Below are 22,163 nucleotides of genomic sequence, written 5' to 3'. Positions count from 1 at the left end.
GTCCAATCAGTCGCTATGAAGCGGGGTCAGGGCATCGAACAGGGTCCGATACCGGCGGTAACTTCTGTCGTAGGCGGCCATGGCCGAAGGATTTGGGTCGATCGTCTCGATGCCGCCGCCCAACCTTTCGGCCGCCTGCTGCACCGAGGACGCAAGGCCGATGGCGGTGGCGGCAAGGATTGCCGCGCCGATCGGCGAGGCATCGGCGGCACTTGCTCTCTCGACCGGCCTGCCGCTGACATCGGCACGGATCTGCGCCCACACCGGGCTGCGGGCACCGCCGCCGGAAAGCCTGATGCGCCCGGTGGCGATGCCAAGCTCGTCTAGTCGGTCGACCACGTCGCGCATGCCGAAGGCACAGCCTTCCAGCACTGCACGGGCGCAGGCCGCTTTGCCGTGGAAGGATGTCAGCCCGTAGAAAGCACCGCGCGCCTCGGCAATCCAGCGCGGCGCCATGGCGCCGGACAGTGCCGGCAGGAACAGCAGATCGTCGCTGCCGGCAACGACCGTCGCCGCCAGCTCCGACATCGCCGCCGGCGAATCGACGCCGAAGGTAGACTGGAACCAGGTCACTGCGCCGCCCGAAGGCCATCCGGGATTGGAGACGAAATAGCGGCCGCCGAGAAAACCATGCGTCTCGACCAGGCCGCCGGGATCGAGGCGAAGCGTGTCCGACACCGCACCGACCACTTCTGCCGTGCCGAGATTGCAGGCAACGATACCGGGCACGACAACGCCGGCGCCGATGGCGGCGGAAAAATCATCGCCGGTGCCGACTGCCAGCGGCGTGCCCACAGGCAGGCCTGTCAGTTCGGCGCCGGCCGCAGTCAAGACGCCGGCGGCCGCCGATGCATCGTCGATGCCCGGCAGCTTATCCGCATCGATGTCGAAGGCCGCCAGCAGATCGCCGGCATAGTTGCGCTCGTTCAGCCCATAGAGCATGGTCGTCGAGGCAAGTGCGTGGTCGATGACGGCACGACCGCACAACGCAGCGACGACGAACGAAACCGGCTGGTGCCAGAGCGCCACGCGACGCGCTTCGGGCACGTTGCGCGCTGCCCAGCGGATTTTCGCCGCCATGTGGGTGGCGTCGAGGACGAGACCGGTGCGCTCACGGATGAAACCTGGATCTATGCCGGCGATCTCTCCCGACGCCCGCCGATCCATCCAGATGATGCAAGGCGCCAGGGCCTGGCCACTACCGTCGACCGCGACGCAGCCGTCGAGTTGGCCGGCAATGGCAATGCCCTTGATGTCGGACGGTGCAAGCCCAGCCTTGTCGAGTGCGCCGGCAATAGCCGGCTTGAGCGCCGCCAGCCACAGCGCCGGATTCTGTTCGGCCCAACCCGGAGCCGGGAAGGCCGGCTGATAAAGCACAGCGGCCTCGCCACGCAGCCGCAATTCGTCATCGACGACGATCGCCTTCAGGCTTTGTGTGCCCAGATCGAGGCCGATGACTGGCATTAGACACGCTCGCAATCCGCGAGGACATCCCGCAGCTGCGAGAGGATAGAACCTTTCGTCGGCGAATAGGAACCGTCGAAAACCGCTGTGCCAATGGTAAAAGCGTTGGCGCCGGCCTGCTTGATTGCCTTGATCCGATCGGCCGAGGCCACGGCGCCGGCGACGATCAGATGCCGCGACGGCCCAAGCCCGCGCCGGGCGGCGCGAACCAGTTCGGCCGGGTCGGCCTCGGTGGCGCGATAGGCGAGGATGTCGCATCCCGCACAACCCTTTTCGGCGAAGGCGCGGCAATCGGCCTCCACCTCTCCAGGGGAGCCGCCGAGCTTGGTCGGATGCCCGACGGGCCGGCCCGGAAAAGGGTAGTATTCGGTATCGCTCCCTTCCAGCAGCGCCATGATCTCGTCGACCTGGGTGCCGCCGAGCAGCCGCTGGATGCCGAGATCCCTGGCGATGCGCGCCGAATTGAGGCAGGCCTCTGCTGTCGTCGAGACAACTTCCATGTAAGTGGTGGCGCCTGTCCGGCGAATGGCGCCGGCGAGCTTGCTCAATACATCCGGCGCCACGCCGATGTCCTTGAAGCCGACATGCTTCAGGCCGACCGGCTCGATCAACTCGACCAGGTCGAGACAGTCCTCGACCGTGCGATCGTTACGCGTCAGCATGAAGATGAAGTCCATCCGAAAGGTCCCTCGCCTGGTCGGGAAAGCCGGTTTACTGCCGGTCTGTTAACATCTTCCAACCATTTGTTGCAAGGTGCCACATTTTAATTTGCAGTACCACACATTTTATGACAGAACGGGCGCCGGCCCGCCAGGCACGACTTCTAGGGAGAGGGAAGAATGCTCAAGCCGCTGAGACGTGGGAGTACCGCATCCGGACTGCTCGTCGTCGCCGCCCTTATGTGGCAAATCACACAGGCTGCTGCGTGGGACCTGAAGGAGGCGTCGAAGCCCTACAGCGGCCAGACCATCCGCATGGTCGGCGAGGCGCTGCCGCCGCTCGAAGCGCTGAAGAAGATGGCGCCGGAGTTTGAAAAGCAGACGGGCATCCATGTCGAAGTCGAGATGTACGAGCATTCGGAAGCCGTCAACAAGGTGCAGCTCGATCTCAATTCGCACCGCGGCCGTTACGACGTCATCATCCAGCCGCACCGCGAGCTCGGCAAGTTCGCCACCAACAACCATCTGATCGAAATCGCCAAGATGATGGCCGACCCGGCTTTGCGCGATCCGACCTTCGAGCCGGAAAAGCAGCTCTACCAGACTGCCTGGCACGAGATCTCCTGGTATGACGGCAAGGAGTACGGCTTCCCCTTCACCGTGCTCAACATGTTCATGTGGTATCGCTCGGACCTGCTCGCCGATCCCAAGGAGCAGGCCGGCTTCAAGGCCAAGTATGGCTACGACCTGGCGCCCGCCAAGGACTGGAAGCAGTATCGCGACATCGCCGAATGGTTCTACCGCCCCGACCAGGGCTTTTACGGCACTGCCCTGCAGGGCAAGCGTCATGAGGCGCTGTGGTACGAGTGGCTCAACTTCCTCTATTCCTTCGGCGGCGACGTGCTCGACGTGAAGAGCGGCTCGGCCTGCGGCCCGGTCATCGTCAACAGCCCCAAGGCCGTCGCCTCGCTCGAATATTACAAGAGCCTGCTGCAATTCTCGCCGCCGGACAGCCTCAACTATTTCTGGGACGACGTCATGGCGCTGATGCAGCAGGCCAAGGTCGCCGAGCTGATCATGTGGAACGACGCCACCTATGCCGTGTCGGTCGACACGACGGCCTCCACCGTCGTCGGCAAGGTCGGCTTCGACCTCGTGCCGCAAGGCGAAGGCGGCAAGATCGGCCAGGTCGAGGGTTGGACCTATCTGATCCCAGTCTATTCGAAGAACCAGCAGGCCGCCTTCCTCTTCGTCCAGTGGATGATGGGTTATGACCGCCAGCTCGAACAGCATCTCAATGGCGGCGCTTCCGGCCGACCCGATGTCTATGCTTCGGCGGAGGTGCAGAAGCTGCCCTATGCCAAGGCCTCGATGGAGGCCAACGAGCATGCGGTGCCGAAGGCGACACTGCCGCAATCGGCCGAGATGACCGACATACTGGTGCGCGAGCTGTCGTCCTATCTCGCCGGCGAGAAGGAAGCGCAGGCTGCCCTGGACACCGCCGCCACCGATATCTCGACATTGCTCGGTTCTTGCGCACCCATGACCTATCCGGCACGATAGGTCTCGAATGTCGCGCAGAGGCTACCCGCACAAGCGGGTAGCCATTCTTGTCCGCAGGAAATGCCCGTGACGAACCGCACTCCATCGCCGCGCGGAATGCCGCTTCTCGACCGTGGGGGTGGACCGCTTCTGATGCTGCCGGCGACGCTGCTTGTCGTCGTCTTCCTGGTCGGCCCGTTCTACTACATGGTCTATACCGCGTTGACCGACCTCAGTTTCGCCGATGCCAGCCATTCCGGCGCGTTTGTCGGCTTCGACAATTTCCGCAAGCTGATGCGCAACGATCCGTTCTTCTGGGCGTCGTTCCTGCTAACGCTGAAATTCGTCCTCATCGCCGTAGGCCTCGAATTCCTGCTCGGCTTCGCGCTGGCCTTCCTGATCTTCCGCTTCGTCGCCAGCCAGCGGCTTTTGACCACGCTGCTGCTCATCCCGATGATGATTGCGCCGGTCGCCGTCGGGCTGATCTGGCGCCTGCTTCTGCAGGGCGATTTCGGCATGCTCACCTTCTACATGCGCAAGGTCGGCCTGCTGGCGCAGAACGCGGCGGTGCTTTCGGCACCCGACCTCGTCTTTCCGACCATCGTCGCCATTGACGTCTGGCAGTGGACACCTTTCGTCACCCTCATCATGCTGGCCGGCATGATGAGCCTGCCGCGCGCGCCGTTCGAGGCGGCGATGATGGACGGCGCAAAACCGTTCCAGATTTTTCGCGACGTCATGCTGCCGCTGCTGCGGCCGGTCATAGCGCTGGTGCTGCTCTTGCGCGGCATCGATGCCTTCAAGGAATTCGACAAGGTGTTTTTGATGACTGGCGGCGGTCCGGGAACGTTGACCGAGCTGGTGTCGATCTATGCCTACCGCGTCAACTTCCGCAACTGGGACCTCGGCTACGGCGCCGCGGTCGCCTTCATGATCTATCTCGTCGTGCTGATCCTGTGCTCGGTCTTCTACAAGGCCGTCTACTGGTCGAGCCGCAAGCCGGCGGCGGCGTTTTGAGGGCGCGGCGATGATCGACCAGTCCACCAATCGCGCCTGGAAAAGCCTTGCCTGGGCCGTGCTGCTCGTCGCCGTCGTGGTCGCCTTGACGCCTTACGTCTGGATGGTGCTGGCCTCGTTCAAGAACCGCGTCGACCTGTTGTCGTCGGTGCCTAAATGGAGCTTCGCGCCGACGCTCGCCAACTATCCGGCCGTCTTCATCGACAAGGAATACTGGCCGCTGGCGATCAATTCGGTGCTGATTTCGGTGTCGTCGACGGTACTTTGCATCCTCATCGGTGCGCCGGCAGCCTATGGCTTCGCCCGCTCCGATTTTCCCGGAAAGGAAGACCTTTTCTTCTTCTTTCTGACGACGCGCATGGCGCCACCGATCTCGATCGCCGTGCCGCTGTTCCTGTTCTTCACCTCGCTTGGCCTGATCGACACCATCTATGCCGTGGTGATCGCCCACACCTCCTTCAACCTGTCGCTCGTCGTCTGGATGATGCGCGGCTTCTTTGCCGAAATCCCCAGGGAGATCGACGAGGCGGCGATGATGGACGGCCGCTCGCGGCTCGGCGCCTTCTTCTTCGTTGTCGCACCGCTGGCCGCGCCGGGCATCGGCGCGACGGCGGTGCTGTGCTTCATCCTGTCGTGGAACGAGTTCCTCTATGCCTTCATCCTCGTCGCCTTCGACGGGCGCCCGCTCACCGTCGGCATACCCGGACTGGTGACGCCGCATGGCACGCTGTGGGGACAGGTCGCGGCGGTCGCCATCGTGGCGACGCTACCGATCGTGCTTTTCACTTTCCTTGTCCAGAAACAGCTCGTCCGCGGCCTGACCTTCGGCGCGGTCAAGGGTTGAAGGGATCTTGCATGGCAATTGTTTTCGACGGCGTCACCAAGGCCTTCCCGGACGGAACGGTGGCGCTGCAGGCGCTCGACCTCGCTTTCGAGCCCGGCGAATTCCTCGTGCTGCTCGGCCCCTCGGGCTCCGGCAAGACCACAGCCTGCCGGCTGCTTGCCGGCCTTGAACGTCCGACCGCCGGCCGTATCATGGTCGAAGGCCGCGATGTCACCGACCTGCCGCCACGCCTGCGCGGCATGGGCATGGTGTTCCAGAACTACGCGCTCTACAGCCACAAGAGCGTCTACGAGAACATCGCCTATCCCTTGCGCATCCGAAAAATGCCGGCCGCCGAGCTCGACCGCTTCGTGCGCGCCATGGCCGAGCTTCTCGAAATCACGCGTTACCTCGACCGCCGTCCTTCGCAATTGTCGGGCGGCCAGGCGCAGCGTGTCGCAGTGGCCCGCGCGCTGGTCTGGCAGCCCAGCCTTTGCCTGATGGACGAGCCGCTGTCCAACCTCGACGCCTTGCTGCGGCTCCACATGCGCACCGAGCTGAAGCGCCTGCATCGAGAGTTGAAAAAGACCTTCGTCTTCGTCACCCATGACCAGGAAGAGGCGATGACGCTGGCGACCAGGGTCGCGGTGCTGCGCGAAGGCGCACTGATCCAGTACGACGACCCGCGCGAAATCTACCGGCGGCCGGCCAACCGGTTCATCGCCGAATTCATCGGCCGTCCGGCGATGAACACGTTCGAGGGCGATGTCCGCGGCGGCATCTTCCATGCCAGCGGCTTTGCCTGCCCTTTGCCGGGCCGGCCCGACGGTCCCATCGTCCTAGGCATCCGCCCGGAACAGGTTCAGCTTGTCGACGCGTCTGCCGGCGATGCGATCCTATTTGCCGTCGACGTCGTCGAACCGGTCGAGCCGGACGTGCTGATCTTCGCCAAGAGCGAGGCAAATGCGTTGATCGTCAGGACAGTGAATGACGATCGCGCCTACCACCCTGGCCAACCGCTGCATCTGCGCTTTCCGCCGGCAGCGCTGCACACGTTCGATGCGGTGTCGGGAGCGCGGCTGCCGTGAGCACGCTGCTCGCTCTGGCGCCGTTGGCCGCCGCCGCTCTGGTCTGGCGGCTGTTCTACAGCTTCAACCGGTCGAGGCGCTGGTTCTCGACCGGCGAGCTCATTTTCTGGGACGCCATCGCTCTGGTCGTCCTGCAGCTTGTCTGGTTGATCTGGTTTTAGGAACATGCTCCGGAGAGTAGGCGTCCAGCCCGATCAAGACGGCTGTCGGTGACGATCATCGCTTAAGCGGTTTGTAGAGCGAGCCACGTTCCACTGAGTTGGATGGTTGCACCGGCCCGAACCATCCTCGGTTTCAGTCGACACCGAACCGGTTGCCGAGCCACTCCATTTGCCGGCTTTCCTGGTAGCCTTGCCCACCTTCATGATTGTTGAATTCATACTCGATCATGGTTTTTTCGCCCGCATACGCATTGAATGCGCCGTAGACTGTGGAAGGCGGGCAGACTTCATCCATCAGGGCCACGGAAAACAGCGCCGCCGCCTGGGACTGCCGGGCAAAGTTGACGCAGTCGAAATAGCCGAGCGTTTCAAAGACTTTCGCCTTCTTCTCGCGATGCTGCGCCAGGAAACGGACGATCTCCAAATAGGGATCGCGCAAGGCAGTCCCCAAAGCGCGCGGAAAGTCGCAGAGAAATGGCACGTCGGCCATTACGGCCTTGACGCGCGGATCAATCCCGCCGACGGCGAGCGAGATGCCGCCGCCCTGACTGTCACCGCAAACCGCGATGCGCTCGGGATCGATGAAGTCCAGCCCTAGGAGAGCATCTATCGCCCTCACAGCATCGGTGAACACGCGCCGGTAATAGTAGTCATTCTTGTCCAGGACGCCACGCGTCATAAAGCCGGGAAACGAAAAGGTCGAGCCGACCGGATCGGCAGTCTCGCCTACGCTGTAGTCGCTTCCCTGCCCGCGTGTATCCATTCGAAAATAAGCAAATCCTGACGCCGCCCAGTGCAGTTGCTCATGTGCCAAGCCGCGCCCGCCGCCATAGCCGATATACTGCACGACAAGAGGAAGCCGCCCCTCATGACGCGTCGGCAGGATCAGCCACCCTTTGATCGGATGGCCGCCAAATCCTGGAAAGGTGACGTCGAAAGACTGGACCGCCTTCAGCGTTGTCTGTTCCGGAACGATGCGAACCTCGCCGCCGGCGTCGCGGGCCTCGGCGATGGTCGAGGCCCAGAACTGGGCAAAGTCGCCTGGCGTGGCCACTTTGCTGACATAGGCGCCTAGTTCAGGCTGGATCAGATCTTGGAATGGCATTTGTTCCTCGCAGTTGAATTAGAAGCAAAATTGGCGATGTATCGCTCCGCACGCGAGCGTGGATTTGCGCGTTACCGGTCCAACGGACGACCGCATCCCCCGCCATTCTTTCGCGCACGGCCATAAGATGGCGGCAGACCTTCGCCAGGGGGGGCGCCAAAAAATAGGCCAGTGACCGCCCATCCATGTGCCGTTTAGCTGCCAGTCTTGATCTGGGTCCAGAGACGGGTGAGGACGCGCTGCTCCTTGGACCCATACGAAGAAATCGTGAAAAGCTTCTTGAGCGTTTCCTGCGTCGGATAGACCGACGGGTTCTTCAGCACTCCCTCGTCGATGAACTTCTGCGAGGCGAGGTTGCCGTTGGCGGTTTGGACATAGTTGGTTGACTTGGCGATGACTTCCGGCCGCATCAGGTAGTTGATGAAGGCGTGCGCCTCATCGACATGCCTGGCGTCGGCAGGAATAGCCAGATTGTCGAACCACATGTAGGTGCCCTCCTTCGGGATGAGGTATTCGACCTTGACCCCGTTGTTGCCTTCCTTGGCCCGGTTCTTGGCCTGCAGCACGTCACCCGACCAGCCGATGCTGATGCATTTATCGCCATTCGCCAGGTCGTTGATGTAGGCAGAGGAGTTGAAGGTGCGGACGTAGGGCCGGATTTTCGTGTAAATGTCACCGCCAGCTTCGAGATCCTCTTTCTTCTTGCTGTCGCCGTCCTTGCCGAGATAGTTCATGGCAATGGCCATAGTCTCCTCCGGCGCATCGACGATATTGATGCCGCAGTCCTTCAGTTTGGCCGCATTCTCCGGCTTGAAGAGCACATCCCAGCTGCCGATCGGCATGTCGCCGAGTGCTGCCTTCACCTTGTCGACATTATAGCCGATGCCGGTCGTGCCCCACATGTAGTTGACGGCATATTCGTTACCAGGATCGTATTTGGCCAGGCGCGCCATCACCTCGGGCCACATGTTCTTCAGATTCGGCAGTTTGGATTTGTCGAGCTTCTGGAATACTCCGGCCTGAATCTGCCTTGCCAGAAAAGGTCCGGTTGTAACCACCACGTCATAGCCGGACCCGCCGGCAAGCAGCTTGGTCTCAAGAATTTCGTTCGAATCGAAGGTGTCGTAGACGACCTTGATGCCGGTCTCCTTGGTGAAATCCTCAAGGATGGAACTGTCGATATAATCAGACCAGTTGTAGACGTTGACGACCTTGTCCTGCGCCAACGAGACACCTCCGGAAAACAAGGCAGCCGTCATCGTGATAGCCAGTCCGAGTAGCTGTTTTTTCATGCAGATTCTCCTGTTTGATCCGGCCTGCCATTCTGCTGGCAGGTCTGCTGCTCCATTCTCGAGGGCAATGAGAGCATTATTGACCTGACGATCGTTCCCGATTGTCTGAAGGCCAGCTTGTCAGTTATTCCAGGTAATTCCCTGGCAGGGTTCATTGCTGTCCTCTCAAGCTGTCGTCAAAAGCGCTGACGAAAATGTCGACCTCGTTTCGCGACCAGATCAGTGGCGGGCGTAGCTTGAGGGTGTTAGACGTGCCTTTCCCTATGAGGATGTTGCGGGCAAGCATGTCTTCAACAAGCCGCTCGGTTTCTGCCGGGGCCGGTTCCTTTGTGAGACGATCCGTCACCAGTTCAACGCCAGTCATCATTCCAAGTCCGCGTACGTCGCCAATGATGGCGTGCCGTTCAGCCAGACGCCTAAGCTCCTGCCGCAGATAATCTCCGATGGCAGCGCCCCGCTTGATCAGCTCTTCTCGCTCAATGACGTCGAGCACAGCCATGCCCGCCGCGCATGCGACGGTGTTGCCGCCGAATGTGCTGAACAACAGTGGATAGGTGCCGTCGAGGAACCGCTTCATAAGTGTCGAACCGAGGATGACGACGCCGAGCGGATGGCCATTTCCGACTGGTTTGCCCATCGTCACGAAGTCGACATTGTCGTCGCAGAGCCCGTTCGCCCTGAACCCCCAGAAGGTTCCCATGCGGCCGCAGCCGGCCTGCACCTCGTCGGCGATGACGAATCCGCCCGCCGACCGGACGGTTCTCGCGACGAGATTGAAATAGTCGTCAGGCGCCCGCAGCACGCCGCTCGAGCACAAGGCCGTGTCGACCATGAATGCCGCCGGCCTGTGCCCTCTGGCGCGCAAGGCGGCTATCGCCCGGTCGGCATCCGCAGCGTAGTTTGCAGCTGCCTGCGGGTCGTTGGCGAAAGGGCCCCTGTACATATCCGGGGCAATCAAGGTCTCGATCTGCCTGGGATGCTCGCCGGCGGGCAAGTGACGCCAGCTTTCATTGGAGAGCGCCGTCGTGAGTTCGGTGCATCCATGGTAGGCCTGGTCAATGATCAGACCACCGTCATGCCCGCTGAGCGACATGGCAATCTGCATCGCCAGATCGTTGGCTTCGCTGCCTGAATTGACGAAGATGCAGGTGTCAAGATGATCAGGCAGATCGGCGGTCAATCGCGCCGCATACTCGACCGCCGTGTCGCACATGTATCGCGTGTTGGTATTCAACGCGCTGGCCTGGCGGTATATGGCCCTCGCCACGTGCGGGTGACAATGACCAATTTGGGGGACGTTGTTGTAGACGTCGAGATAAGCCGTCCCGTCGGCGGCGTACATCCAGGCCCCCTGAGCGCGCGTGATGTGCAGGGGCTGCTTGTAGAAATGCCATATCGGACCAAGATGGGCGTCACGCTCATGCTTCACCCAGTCATAGTCCTGTGCGAGGGGCCCGCCGCCGTTCGTTGGATGATAGACCGGAAACCGGCACGCCTGTCGAAGCCGGCGCACCGCCTCTGCGCGCCCCTGCCGGCTCAGCAACTCCATCATTCGAGGGTATTGGCCGGCGTTTTCGATATGGGGAATGCCGGATTCAATCGTGGCTTCCCTCGCCTCGACGATCACGGTGGCCAGTGCGAGGCGCAGGAGCATCGCGTCGAAAATGACATCGATCTCATTTTCTTCGAGCGGATATGTCGAATCGAAACCCGACGCCACATCGCAGAGGTAGGCGATCGGATCATCATCGGATTTCGAGAATGTCTCGCAAGCCGTCACAATGTCCGCAACGATGGAATTGTAGCCGATATCGCCAAAATCGATGATGCCGACCGGCGATGTGCTGTCGTTGGGATCGACAAGGACGTTGCCGCCATGGGAATCCTGATGGACGACTTGCCGGCGCGTTTTCAGCAATTGAGGGATGGTAAAGCGTTCGGCGCGCTCGAAGATTTCCAAGCATAGCTGTCGAAGCCCAGGATCGGAAACACTGGCTATCTGAGGACGCAGGACCAGGGCGCGCGAGAGGTCCCAGAGGTGCAGATTGCTGTCGGCGTATGGATGGAAGAAATCCCGCAGCGCGTGGGCGAGACGTCCCACCATGGCGCCTGTGTTGAAGCGGGTGCGCGGGGAAAACGCTTCCTCGACCTGCTCCATGACCTTGCCCGGCAGGAAGGTCAGCACCCGCACCATGTGCCGGGAGCCACGTTCGTCCTCGATCCACTCATAGAGATTTCCGGCGAGGGAGAGAACGATGCGGGGCACGGGCAGGGCCGGATCGCGCGCGAAGATGTGGTTCAGGGCCTTGACCTGCATATCCACCACGCCTTCGGGCTCGCTGACATTCGATATCTTGACCACCACGTCGCGGCCATCGGCGCCTTCGATGCGCCAGGATAGATCCCGCTCGGAAGCCAGTTGGCGATATGCCCCCTCGATCCCGTATCGGGCAGCGACCAGACACCTTGTCGCTTGCAGCGAAAAATCGGGAAGGTTGCGAAGCAGCTGGTTGTCGGGGCTCATTCGGTTCCTCTGAAGCAACGCCGACGCGCCGGCCAAGCCGTTTGTGGACATTTCGGCCAAGACAACCGCCGGGGGTGTTAACCTGCGAACCGCCTGCCGTAAGAAAGCCTAGACCTCGGCCAGCACGGCAGGAATATCATTCCGGGAACCCATACATTGATTTTCACAAATGCATGGAGTGCGCCTTGATGATGGCATCGCGGACGTAGCCGATGTTGGCAGCCTGTTCGCCGGCGCGCGTGGCGACCTCAATATCGGCGAAATAGACTTCATCGGTCATGGGGAGCCGGCGCAGACGCCCCTGCCGTTCGAACAGGCCGGCATAATGGACAGGCAGGACCCCTAGATAGGTGCCCGAGAGAACCATCAACAGCTGCGCCTCTATATCGAGGGTTAGCCGGTTTGCCGCCGAGCCGTCGAAGCCATGTCGCCGGAGCCCAGACCAGTAGCCCCTGTGCACCCAGGGATGGCCGTAGCATTCCGCATTCGTGATCGCCTCGTCTTTCAGGCGAAACAACGGGTGCGCCGATCCGCAGAAGACCGCATGCTCTTCCTGGTAGATGATCTGGTATTGAACGCTCGCGACCTTTATGTCGGAGCCGCCAATTCCAATGTCTATATCGCCCTCGGCTACTGCCTTGGTGATATCGTTGGGCCGCATGATCTTGAGGTTCAACTCGATTTCCGGTGCGGCTTTGGAGAGTTCGGCAATCGCGTCGGCAATTCTGAAACTTGGGTCGGTCGCCATGCAGTCGACGATACCAACCTCGACCTTTCCCGCCAGAACGCTTCTGAGGCAGGAAAGCCGGGCCGAGTTGGCGTCCAGCATCCCGGTGATCTCCATACTGATCTGGTAAACCCTGCGCCCCTCTTCCGTCAGCGCGAATCCACGGCGCCCCCTTTCACACAATTTGACGCCAAGGCGCTGTTCGAGAGCGGTCAGATGATTGGAGACCGTCGGTTGGCTAAGCGACAGCTCCATCTGCGCTGCGGACATTCCGCCATTGCGGGCCACGCTTTCAAAGACACGAAAAAGATGGAGATCGGAGCCCGATATCTTCATGACGGCAGATTGCACCAAACGCGAGGGAAGGCAATTCAGCCCACATAGTGTGCCTGCCCGCGTTGGGGAACGACGTTGACGCGAAGCCTGTAGCGAGCGACCCCGACGGATTCTTGCAGGTCCTTCCGCGCGACCGAACGAGCCTCCCAGCTCGATTGCAGTCGGGATCCCAGCATGAATCTTGAATGCTTTGACACGGGGATAGGAAGGCGTGCGGCTATCGGATTTCCATGCGGTCGTCGCCGTGTCACCGGGGTATTGACGATCCATCAAAATGCGGATTTGATGATACGTGGATACAAAAATACTTTTTGAGGCCCCATGCCGGCGAGCTTTCCAGAGATGTCCGCCACAGCGGAGGAAGAAGCGTACAGGCACATTCAGCGAGCCCTCCGCGTCGGTCGCTACAAGCCGGGCGAGAGGCTCATTCCCGAGGAGATCGCCGCCGAGATCGGCATGAGCCGCATGCCGGTCCGGGAAGCCTTTCGGCGCCTGGCTTCCGACGGCCTGGTGGTCCTGCGCCCCAATCGGGGATGTGTCGTCGCTGGCCTCACGGTTGATGAGCTTTACGAGATCTTCGAGATACGTTCGGTTCTGGAGGGACTGGCCGTCAGACTGGCGATGCCACGGATCGACGAGGAGGAGCTCGAAGAGTTCGAGCGCCTGCTCGATCGCATGGAACGCGCAGGCCAGACCGGCAGCAGCGACTGGGTGGCCCGCCATCAGGAATTCCATGGCCGAATCTGTGCGCTTAGCGGAAGGCCCAAGCTCATCCACCAGATCTCGGCGCTGCACGTGGTGATAGAGCCATACATGCGGATTTGGTTCGATGACGCTCACAAACCGCATTCTGCGCGCGAGGAGCATGCCGCCGTGATCGCGGCCTTGCGTTCAGGCGACCAACTTCACGCGGAAAGGGTGATGCAGGAACATATTCTCGGCACGGCACCGCTGTTGGCCGAGTTCGTGAGTCCCAGCCGGTGACGAAAGCCGGCCGGGCAGGAATGGCCTCGAACCGGCAATGCGGCCGGGCGTGGGAGCAGTTCAATCAGCCTATCAAAAAAAGGGGAACCAAATGAAATTCAATCGTTTGGCCGCAGTTGCGGCCGCACTCAGCATGTTCGGCTTCATGCACACAGCGTTGGCCGAGGACGCGCCCAAGTCCATAACCATCGCCACGGAGGGCGCCTACGCTCCATGGAACTTCACCAACGCCGACGGCAAGCTCGACGGACTGGAGATCGATCTCGCCAACAATCTTTGCGAGCGGATGAAGATCAAATGCACCATCATCGCTCAGGATTGGGACGGACTTATTCCTTCGCTGAAGGTCGGCAAGTTCGATGTGATCATGGCCGGCATGTTCATCACACCGAAGCGCCTCGAGACCATCGACTTCACCCAGCCTTATGCGATCGACCCCGGTGGTTTCGCAGCCGCCAAGGATAGCGACCTGGGGAAGCTCGGCGCTTCGACCGAGAAATTCAAACTGGACGATGAGGCTGCTTCCAAGGCCGCGATCGAAAAGTTGAAGCCATTGCTGAAGGGCAAGGTGGTCGGCGTCCAGGCGGCCACAGCCATGCTCGAATTCGTCAAGAAATACTTCGGCGACACGGTGGAGATCCGCGAGTACAAGACGACTGAGCAGCATGATCTCGATCTGGCCGCGGGCCGCATCGATGCGATATTCGCTCAGAAGACGGCGCTCGCCGCGACGCTCGCAAAACCCGAATTCGCGGGCTTCACGGTAGCGGGGCCGGGCTTTGTCGGCGGCCTGTTCGGCGCCGGAACCGGTGCGGGCCTGAGGAAGGAAGACACCAAGCTCAAGCAGATGCTTAACGACGCGATCAGCGCCGCGATCGCCGACGGCACCATCAAGAGCATCTCGGAAAAATGGGTGAAAACGGACGTGACGCCGGTCAAGTAGCCACTTGGGACCTGTTCGGCCGGTCGGCGTCGGCCGATCGGCCGGACGCCCACCGATCAACCAGGTTTCACATGACCGACACTCTCCATCTCCTGTCCCTGGGCAAGGGCGGCTGGGGCGGCGCGCTGCTCTTGGCAGCAGGCGTGACGTTTGCGCTGTCGGCCCTCGGCTTCCTGCTCGGCGCCCTCTTCGGCGCAATGGCTGCGGGGGGCCGGCTCTCCGCGAGATCTTTACCGTCATGGGTCGCCAAGGCCTATGGCACGGTTTTCAGGGGCGTGCCCGATCTGTTGACGATCTACCTGCTTTACTATGGCGGCAGCATCGCCTTGACCGAGATCGGAAAATTCTTCGGGAGCGCCGGCTTCGTCGGACTCCCGACATTTGCGACCGGCGTCCTGGCAATCGGCATCATTTCGGGCGCCTATCAAGCCGAGGTCTATCGCGGAGCATATCTCGCCGTCGATTCCGGCCAGTTCGAGGCCTGCAAGGCTTTGGGCCTGTCCCGGTTCCAATCGCTACGCCTCGTCATCATACCACAATTGATGCGGCACGCCCTGCCGGGGCTCGGAAATGTCTGGCAACTCGTGCTCAAGGATTCAGCCTTGATCTCCGTGATCGGTCTCGTGGAATTGATGCGGCAATCTCAGATCGGCGCAGGATCGATGAGGGAGCCCTTCGTCTTTTACCTGGCGGCTGCGGCGCTGTATTTCCTCATCGCCGCGGTGACCGGATCGGTCTTCCGCTACGGCGAGGCACGAGCGTGGCGAGGCATGGTCCACGCATGATCGACCTGCATTTCTTTGTCGAGATCATTCCAACCCTTCTCTCCGGCTTGCCGCTGACCTTGCAGCTTGCGGGGCTGTCGATCGCAATGGGCTTTGCCTTGGCCCTGTTGCTCGCACTGGCGCAGCAGGGAAACCATCGGATGCTGGTCTGGCCCATACGCGCCTTCGTCGCAGTCTTTCGCGGCACGCCATTGCTTGTCCAGATATTCCTCATCTATTACGGCCTCGGCCAGTTCCGTCCCACGCTTCAGACCGTTGGGCTCTGGTGGGTGTTTCGCGAGCCCTATTGGTGCGCCATTATCGCACTCAGTCTCAATACCGCTGCGTATGGCAGCGAGATCCTGCGGGGTGCAATACAAGGCGTGCCGCGCGGCCTGGTCGAGGCCGCTTCCGCCTTCGGGATGACAAGAATCCAGACACTGCGCCTCCTCGTTCTGCCTTTGGCGCTGCGCCAAGCCATTCCAAGCTACAGCAACGAGATCATCCTCATGGTGAAGGGTACGTCGCTCGCATCGATCGTCACCCTGATGGAAGTGACGGGCATCGCCCAGGGGCTGATTTCTCAGACCTATCGCGCGGTGGAAGTTTTCGTGGCTGCCGGCGCGATTTACCTCACCATCAATTTCACGATCATCTCGGCCCTGAATGCCCTGGAGACCTGGCTGACGCCCTATCGGGTCCGTGCATGAAACATGACCGGCGCATAATCAGGAGAATTGATATGGGCTGCGCCGACAAGCCGAAACGATCTGCTGCCGTGTTGTGTTACGCGATGGTGGAAACGTCGCATCCATCAGACCAAGGGATACAAAGACAGAATGCGTGATTTCCAGTTTCCCGGCCGCTCGCCGGTTCGTGCCACCGAAGCGGTCGCAGCGACTTCGCACCCGGTGTCGACGCTTGCGGCGATCGAGATGCTGCGCGCCGGCGGCAATGCCATGGACGCGGCAATCTGCGCCGCCGCCGTGCAGGGCGTGGTTGAGCCGCAATCGACCGGCATCGGCGGCGATTGTTTCGTGCTCTATTGCCCGGCGGGACAAGGTGAGGTGCTGGCCTTCAACGGCTCAGGCCGCGCGCCGGCGGCCGCGACCGTCGACTGGTACCTGGATAAGGGTTTCAGCGAGCTTCCAAAAGAGGGGCCGCACGCGGTGACGGTGCCGGGCGCCATCGATGCCTGGTGCCGGCTGCTGCAGGACCATGGCAGCAAGGACCTCGCCGAGGTGCTGGCGCCGGCCATTCATTATGCCGAGAACGGCTATGTCGTGCATGACCGCGTCGCCTTCGACTGGGCCGAACCGGAGACCGACCTTTCCGCCGACGAACACGCCGCGCGCATTTTCCTGCCCGGCGGCAAGGCGCCCAGGGCCGGCGACGTCCACCGCCAGCCGGAACTCGCCGCCACTTTGCGCATCATTGCCAAACAGGGCCGTGCCGGCTTCTACGAAGGCACGGTTGCCGACGATATGGTGCGCCGGCTCAAGGAATTGGGCGGTCTGCATAGCCTAGAGGATTTCGCGGCGACCGAGGGCGACTATGTGGCGCCGGTCAGCACCTCTTACGGCGGCTACGACATCCACCAGATGCCGCCGAACAACCAGGGGCTGACGGCACTTCTGATGCTGAATGTGCTGTCGGGATTCAAGCTCGGCGGGCTCGACCCCAATGGCGCCGAGCGGCTGCATCTCGAGATCGAGGCCGGGCGGCTGGCCTACCAGGACCGCGACCGTTTTGTGGGCGACCAGGACCAGGTCCCGGTGCCGGTCAAGCAGCTCTTGTCCGCCGCCTATGCCGACCGGCTGCGCGCCGAGATCGACCCCGCGCGGGCGATGACGCATCTGCCGAAGCTGGACCTGCCGGGCAGCGACACGGTGTACATCACCGTGGTCGATCGCGACCGCAACGCGGTCTCCTTCATCAACTCGACCTATTATTCGTTCGGCAGCGGCGTGGTCAGCCCGAAGACCGGCGTGGTGCTGCAGAACCGCGGCTCAAGCTTCCGGCTCGATCCCGGGCATCCCAATGCGATCGCACCCGGCAAGCGGCCGATGCACACGATCATGCCCGGAATGGCGACCCGGAATGGCCGCGTGGTTATGCCGTTCGGCGTCATGGGCGGCGGCTACCAGCCTTTCGGCCATGTGCATCTTTTGACCAACATGATCGACTTCGGCATGGATCCACAGCAGGCGCTGGATGCGCCGCGTGTGTTCTACAATGACGGCATGGTGGAAGCTGAGCGCAACGTGCCCGCCGGGGCCATCGCCGGCCTGCGCCGGCGCGGCCATGCCATTACCGAGCCGCACCATCCGCTCGGCGGCGGCCAGGTCGTATTGATCGACTGGGACAAGGGAACGCTGACTGGCGCCTCCGATCCCCGCAAGGACGGAATGGCGCTTGGCTACTGAGCGGATCCACGCGGCAAGGCCAGCCGCTTGCCGGACTCCGGCGCCGCCATAAGTGCCGAGCCCGAATCGTCCGCTGGACTTTCACCAGCACTCGTTTGAAACATAGCCGGTGACCATGACCCAAAATCACCCAGATCTTCGTCGCGTGCGCCGATGATGCCGCGGCGATCTGGCGCCCGACAAGGCCGCGCTGACATCCGCGGATCACGCAACAACATCCTTCGTTTGCTGCAGGCAAAATCCGACTACCAGACCTTTCTTGCCCGCGCATCATAGCGCGGTGCAAACCTCTCCATCGTCTCTCCGCAGCCTCAGTGCTTGATGCGGTCGCGCATGGCGTACCACAACATGCCCAGCACATAGAGCGGTCCGCGCAGCGCCGTTCCGCCGGGGAACGGCAGCGGGGTCAGCGTCGAGAACAGGTCGAGCCGCGTGGCATCACCGGTGATCGCTTCGGCGAGCAACTTGCCCGACAGCGTCGACAGGATGACACCTTTGCCGGAATAGCCATGCGCGAAATAGACCTCGCCATAGTGCCCGACATGCGGCAGCCGCGACGTCGTCACCGATACCAGGCCGCCCCAGGCGTGATCGATGCGGCAGCCCTTCAGTTGCGGGAAAGTGGCTTCCATATGCGGCCGCACGAAGCCGGCAATGTCGGCCGGCGGCGATGGCGTGTAGCGCTCGCCGCCACCGAACAGCAGCCGACCATCGGCCGACATGCGGTAGTAGTTGACGACAAAACGCGTGTCGGAGACCGCGACATTGGCCGGGATGACATTGCGCTTGCCCTCCAGCTGTTCGGTGGCGACGATGTAGTTGCCGACCGGCATGATGCGGCTGTTGACGCGCGGCTCCAGCCCATGCAGCAGCGCGTCGCCCGCCAGCACGACATGTTTGGCCCTGACCGACCCCTTTGCTGTCGCGACCCGGATCGACGGTTCCCGCTCCAGTTTCACCGCCACGGAATTTTCGTGGATGACGACACCGGCGGCAGTCGCGGCACGGGCAAGCCCGAGCGTGTAGTTCAGCGGATGCATGTGGCCGCCTAGCGGCTCATACATGGCGCCGAGATAGGGCGTGTCGACTTTGGCTCGAGCGTCGGCCGCAGACAGGATATCAACGTCGCGGAACTTCATCGCGCTGTCGAGGCATTTGGCCTCTTCTTCCAGGTCCTTGAGATCTGAGCCGTTGACCGCGCCGACCAGATGGCCGGTCAGCCTCAGGTCGCAATCGATGGCATGGCGCTCGATGATATCGAGCACCAGGCCACGCGCCTCGAAGGCGAGGTCGAACAGCGCCTTCGCCCGCTCCGGCCCGAAAGCCTTGACCAAGCCCTTGGCTCCTTTGCGTAAGCCCGGGATCATCTGCCCGCCATTGCGGCCTGACGCGCCCCAGCCGATCTTGCCGCCTTCAAGCAGCACCACCTTCAGGCCGCGCTCGGCGGCATGAAGGGCGGCGGACAGGCCGGTGCAGCCGCCGCCGACCACCACCAGGTCGGCGTCTATATCGCCGACAAGCGCCGGATGGTCCGGCGCCGGATTGGCGGTGGCGACATAGTAGGATTTGCCAATATCGAGACCGGAATTGAAACCTGTTGGACTGGAGGCCATGATCACACCTTCAGCAACAGGTGGTCGCGTTCCCAGCTCGTCACCACGCTCTGGAACAGGTCGAGTTCGACGCTCTTGACGCGCAGATAGGTCTGGAAGAAATCCTCGCCGAGCAGCGCCCGCACCGGCTCGCAGGCGGTGAAGCGGTCGAGCGCCTCCTCCATGGTTTTCGGCAGCGTGCTTTTGATCTTGTAGGCATTGCCCGATGCCTCGGCCGAGCGCGCGAGCTTCTGCTCGACGCCGAGATAGCCCGCAAGCAGAGAGCCGGCGAGCGCCAGATAGGGGTTGCTATCGGCGCCCGGCAGACGGTTTTCCACCCGCCTTGCGGCGCGCCCACCGGCCGGCACGCGCAACCCGCAGGAGCGGTTGTCATACGACCATTCGATATTGGCCGGCGCGCTGTGGTTTGGCCGGATACGGCGGAACGAGTTCACGTTCGGCGCAAACAGCGGCATGATCTCGGGCACGTACTTCTGCAGGCCGCCGATGAAGTGGCCGAACATTTCGGTGTCGGCATCGTCGGCGCTGGCAAACAGCGCCGCACCCGTCTTCTCGTCGACCACAGACATGTGCAAGTGCATCGAGCTGCCGGCCTGTGTCGCATGCGGCTTGGCCATGAAGGTGGCGTGCATGCCGCTCTGTTGCGCGGCCTGGCGCGTCAGGCGCTTGAACAGCAGCACCTGGTCGGCAAGCTGCACCGCATCGCCATGCAGCAGGTTTATCTCCAGCTGCCCCGGTCCGGATTCATGGATCAGCGTGTAGAGCGGCAGCCCGGCCGCCGCCGCATACTCATAGATGCGCCGGATGACCGGCTCGTATTCCTCGAGTGCGACCATGTCGTAGGGATGCTGCGAACCCTCAGCGCGGCTATTGCCGCCCACCGGCGCGGTCAGCGGTTGATCGGGATTGGGATTGTGTGCGGTCAGGTAGAATTCCACCTCCGGCGCCACCACCGCGCGCCAGCCGCGCTGCCGATAGAGATCGAGCACGGCACGCAGGACATGGCGCGGCGAGGCCATCCACGGGCGGTCGCTATCCATGTGGAAGGCATCGGCGAAGACGTAGGCTTTGCCGGCGCCGCCGCCTGGCGCCAGGCAGAGCGTCGAGACATCGGGCACCATGCGCATGTCTGGATCCTGATAGGCAAAGCCTTCGTCGATCGAGCCGGAATAGCGGCCATCAATGCTGACCAGGAAAGCGCTACTCGGCAGGAACAGTGCGCGGTCCTCCAGCGCCTTGAGGAATTTCGCCGTCGGCAGCGCCTTGCCGCGCAGCACGCCGTTCATGTCCGGCACCAGGCATTCTACTTCGTTGATGCCGTGCCGGGCGAGCCAGCTCTTGGGGTCGATGCCGTTGAAGGTCGTCGCGGTATCCGTATTTTTGTCCATTTCGTTCACGTACCTATGAGAGAGAGTATGGCTTGCGCGGCCACATCCGTTCCAGGGGTCAGCGCCATCCGGGCTGCATTCTCCCTGAGGCGGGCGCGCATCGCATCGTCGGCCAGCAGGCCGAGAATGGCTTTCTCCAATCCCCCTTCGGTCCAGGCATCGCGGCCGATATGGTCGCCAACGCCCGTCTCTCCCGCGCGTTGCGCATTGTCGTGACCGTCCCAGCAATAGGGCATGATCAGCGACGGCACGCCGAAGCGCAGCGCCTCGCAAAAGCTGTTGTTTCCTCCGTGGTGAATGAAAAGGTCCGACTTCGCCACCACCGAAGGCTGCGGAAACCAGGCGTCGAGATAGACATTGTCCGGCACCGCGCGATAGGCGTCGCGCAAGCCGCCGGCATTGACGATGAAGCGCGCCGGCAGCCGGTCGAAGACAGCGAGCATGCGCTCGATCAGCCCGACATCCATGGCGCCGAGGCTGCCGAAGCTGACATAGACCAGCGGCCCGCCATTGCGCGGAAACACCGGCACATCGAAGGGCCCTTCCGAGCGCACGCAGCCTTCGAGATAGACGAAGCGGGCAGGATCGAGCGGCTCGGCGCGCTCGCGCCGCACGATCGACGGCGTCAAAAGCAGGTTGAGGTCGGGCGACGTTTCGAGGAACAGGCCGCTGGGCAGCGGCGCCAGGCCGGCATCCACCCGAAAACGGTTGAAGCGATCATGCGCCGGCGCGCAGGCCAACAGGTAGCGCGCTTCGAACGCCTCGCGCTGCGGGTCGTTGGCGGCCATCCCGGACAGATAAGGTGGTACCTCGGCATCCGGCAGCTCGGTCTCGGCGCAGGAGACGACACGCACCCACGGACAGCCGGCCGCTGCGATGGCCGGGAACATGATGACATTGTCGAGCACCACCGCATCCGGCTTCAGCCTTGCCAGCAATTGCCGCAGCGGCGCTTCTGCGTTGACCGCAGTATCGACGATCGCCTGCCAGGTCGGCGCGACATAGGTTTCGAGCTGGTCGATCGGGCTCAGCCGGAAATGCGGCAGATGCCGGCGCACGAAGGCCTGCCAATAGCTCTGGCGCTCGCTGTCGCTCAGCGGCTCGTCGGTCGGCAGTTGGTATTCCTGGAAACCATAGTCGGCAAAGACGCCGGAGAAACCGGCATGGCAGATGAAGACGGGGCGAGCGCCCCGGGCACGCAATGCCTGCGCGATACCAACGCAATTCAACGCGGCCCCGAAACTGGCTTCGGGAAACAGCGCGATGGTCGGGCTGGCTTTACGCGTCAATTATTCCTCTTCAGTCCG

At 62.2% G+C, this 22,163-nt stretch carries 19 protein-coding genes; 10 read left to right on the top strand and 9 right to left on the bottom strand.

The genetic code is table 11. The features are described 5' to 3' along the window. Positions 1-6: 6 nt before the first annotated feature. Both ACWTU9_RS06600 and ACWTU9_RS06595 read right to left on the bottom strand, forming a co-directional pair. Positions 7-1,464 carry a xylulokinase gene (locus ACWTU9_RS06600; RefSeq protein WP_455857605.1) on the bottom strand — a complete coding sequence of 486 codons (1,458 nt, stop codon included), beginning with the start codon at positions 1,462-1,464 and terminating at the stop codon, positions 7-9. Further along, on the bottom strand, positions 1,464-2,141 hold the full coding sequence (locus ACWTU9_RS06595; protein ID WP_454573327.1) for a 4-hydroxythreonine-4-phosphate dehydrogenase: 678 nt from the start codon (positions 2,139-2,141) through the stop codon (positions 1,464-1,466). The genes ACWTU9_RS06600 and ACWTU9_RS06595 overlap by 1 nt, the downstream gene beginning before the upstream one ends. A gap of 162 nt (positions 2,142-2,303) precedes the next feature. Here ACWTU9_RS06595 and ACWTU9_RS06590 point away from each other — a divergent pair, with 162 nt between their 5' ends. The 5 genes from ACWTU9_RS06590 to ACWTU9_RS06570 all read left to right on the top strand — a co-directional run bounded on the left by ACWTU9_RS06590 (position 2,304) and on the right by ACWTU9_RS06570 (position 6,754). Next, positions 2,304-3,686 (top strand): ABC transporter substrate-binding protein, encoded by a 1,383-nt coding sequence (locus ACWTU9_RS06590; protein ID WP_455857604.1) that lies wholly within the window; start codon positions 2,304-2,306, stop codon positions 3,684-3,686. A 66-nt stretch (positions 3,687-3,752) separates the two neighbouring features. Next, on the top strand, positions 3,753-4,682 hold the full coding sequence (locus tag ACWTU9_RS06585; protein ID WP_455857603.1) for a carbohydrate ABC transporter permease: 930 nt from the start codon (positions 3,753-3,755) through the stop codon (positions 4,680-4,682). Positions 4,683-4,692: 10 nt separating this feature from the next. After that, positions 4,693-5,526 carry a carbohydrate ABC transporter permease gene (locus ACWTU9_RS06580; RefSeq protein ID WP_454586116.1) on the top strand — a complete coding sequence of 278 codons (834 nt, stop codon included), beginning with the start codon at positions 4,693-4,695 and terminating at the stop codon, positions 5,524-5,526. 11 nt (positions 5,527-5,537) lie between these two features. Next, positions 5,538-6,593, top strand: a complete 1,056-nt coding sequence (locus ACWTU9_RS06575; protein ID WP_455857602.1) for an ABC transporter ATP-binding protein — start codon at positions 5,538-5,540, stop codon at positions 6,591-6,593. Next, positions 6,590-6,754 carry a hypothetical protein gene (locus ACWTU9_RS06570; protein WP_455857601.1) on the top strand — a complete coding sequence of 55 codons (165 nt, stop codon included), beginning with the start codon at positions 6,590-6,592 and terminating at the stop codon, positions 6,752-6,754. The genes ACWTU9_RS06575 and ACWTU9_RS06570 overlap by 4 nt, the downstream gene beginning before the upstream one ends. A 133-nt stretch (positions 6,755-6,887) precedes the next feature. Here ACWTU9_RS06570 and ACWTU9_RS06565 read toward each other — a convergent pair whose 3' ends face one another. From ACWTU9_RS06565 to ACWTU9_RS06550, 4 genes are all read right to left on the bottom strand, one after another. After that, positions 6,888-7,859, bottom strand: a complete 972-nt coding sequence (locus ACWTU9_RS06565; protein WP_455857600.1) for an acetylxylan esterase — start codon at positions 7,857-7,859, stop codon at positions 6,888-6,890. Between the two features lie 194 nt (positions 7,860-8,053). After that, entirely contained in the window at positions 8,054-9,118 is a 1,065-nt protein-coding gene (locus ACWTU9_RS06560; RefSeq protein WP_455857933.1) for a polyamine ABC transporter substrate-binding protein, read from the bottom strand. A 184-nt stretch (positions 9,119-9,302) separates the two neighbouring features. After that, complete coding sequence (locus ACWTU9_RS06555) at positions 9,303-11,675, bottom strand: aminotransferase class III-fold pyridoxal phosphate-dependent enzyme (RefSeq protein ID WP_455857599.1); 2,373 nt, start codon at positions 11,673-11,675, stop codon at positions 9,303-9,305. A 163-nt stretch (positions 11,676-11,838) separates the two neighbouring features. After that, complete coding sequence (locus tag ACWTU9_RS06550; protein ID WP_455857598.1) at positions 11,839-12,738, bottom strand: LysR family transcriptional regulator; 900 nt, start codon at positions 12,736-12,738, stop codon at positions 11,839-11,841. A 321-nt stretch (positions 12,739-13,059) separates the two neighbouring features. Here ACWTU9_RS06550 and ACWTU9_RS06545 point away from each other — a divergent pair, with 321 nt between their 5' ends. The 5 genes from ACWTU9_RS06545 to ggt all read left to right on the top strand — a co-directional run bounded on the left by ACWTU9_RS06545 (position 13,060) and on the right by ggt (position 17,855). Then, the gene (locus ACWTU9_RS06545; protein ID WP_455857597.1) at positions 13,060-13,722 is read left to right on the top strand and encodes a GntR family transcriptional regulator; all 663 of its coding nucleotides are present in this window, start codon (positions 13,060-13,062) and stop codon (positions 13,720-13,722) included. 91 nt (positions 13,723-13,813) lie between these two features. Then, on the top strand, positions 13,814-14,665 hold the full coding sequence (locus ACWTU9_RS06540) for a transporter substrate-binding domain-containing protein (RefSeq protein WP_455857596.1): 852 nt from the start codon (positions 13,814-13,816) through the stop codon (positions 14,663-14,665). A 71-nt stretch (positions 14,666-14,736) separates the two neighbouring features. Further along, positions 14,737-15,450, top strand: a complete 714-nt coding sequence (locus tag ACWTU9_RS06535; RefSeq protein ID WP_455857595.1) for an ABC transporter permease — start codon at positions 14,737-14,739, stop codon at positions 15,448-15,450. Next, positions 15,447-16,139, top strand: coding sequence for an ABC transporter permease (locus tag ACWTU9_RS06530; protein ID WP_455857594.1), 693 nt, complete (start codon positions 15,447-15,449; stop codon positions 16,137-16,139). The genes ACWTU9_RS06535 and ACWTU9_RS06530 overlap by 4 nt, the downstream gene beginning before the upstream one ends. A gap of 129 nt (positions 16,140-16,268) precedes the next feature. Then, positions 16,269-17,855: a gamma-glutamyltransferase gene (ggt, locus tag ACWTU9_RS06525; RefSeq protein ID WP_455857593.1), complete on the top strand. Its 1,587-nt coding sequence runs from the start codon at positions 16,269-16,271 to the stop codon at positions 17,853-17,855. A 311-nt stretch (positions 17,856-18,166) separates the two neighbouring features. On the opposite strand, the gene ACWTU9_RS06520 is transcribed toward ggt, so the two are convergent. The 3 genes from ACWTU9_RS06520 to ACWTU9_RS06510 are packed head-to-tail and all read right to left on the bottom strand — an operon-like array spanning position 18,167 to position 22,145. After that, a complete protein-coding gene (locus ACWTU9_RS06520; protein WP_455857592.1) occupies positions 18,167-19,468 on the bottom strand; it encodes an NAD(P)/FAD-dependent oxidoreductase in 1,302 nt (433 codons plus the stop codon). Between the two features lie 2 nt (positions 19,469-19,470). Then, positions 19,471-20,856 carry a glutamine synthetase family protein gene (locus ACWTU9_RS06515; RefSeq protein WP_455857591.1) on the bottom strand — a complete coding sequence of 462 codons (1,386 nt, stop codon included), beginning with the start codon at positions 20,854-20,856 and terminating at the stop codon, positions 19,471-19,473. A gap of 5 nt (positions 20,857-20,861) precedes the next feature. Further along, positions 20,862-22,145, bottom strand: a complete 1,284-nt coding sequence (locus ACWTU9_RS06510) for a glycosyltransferase (protein ID WP_455857590.1) — start codon at positions 22,143-22,145, stop codon at positions 20,862-20,864. Between the last annotated feature and the right edge of the window lie 18 nt (positions 22,146-22,163).

It is taken from the genome of Mesorhizobium sp. 128a (assembly GCF_053848025.1).
The sequence above is the reverse complement of the archived record's forward strand: the minus strand, read 5'-3'. Positions and strand labels throughout refer to the sequence as shown.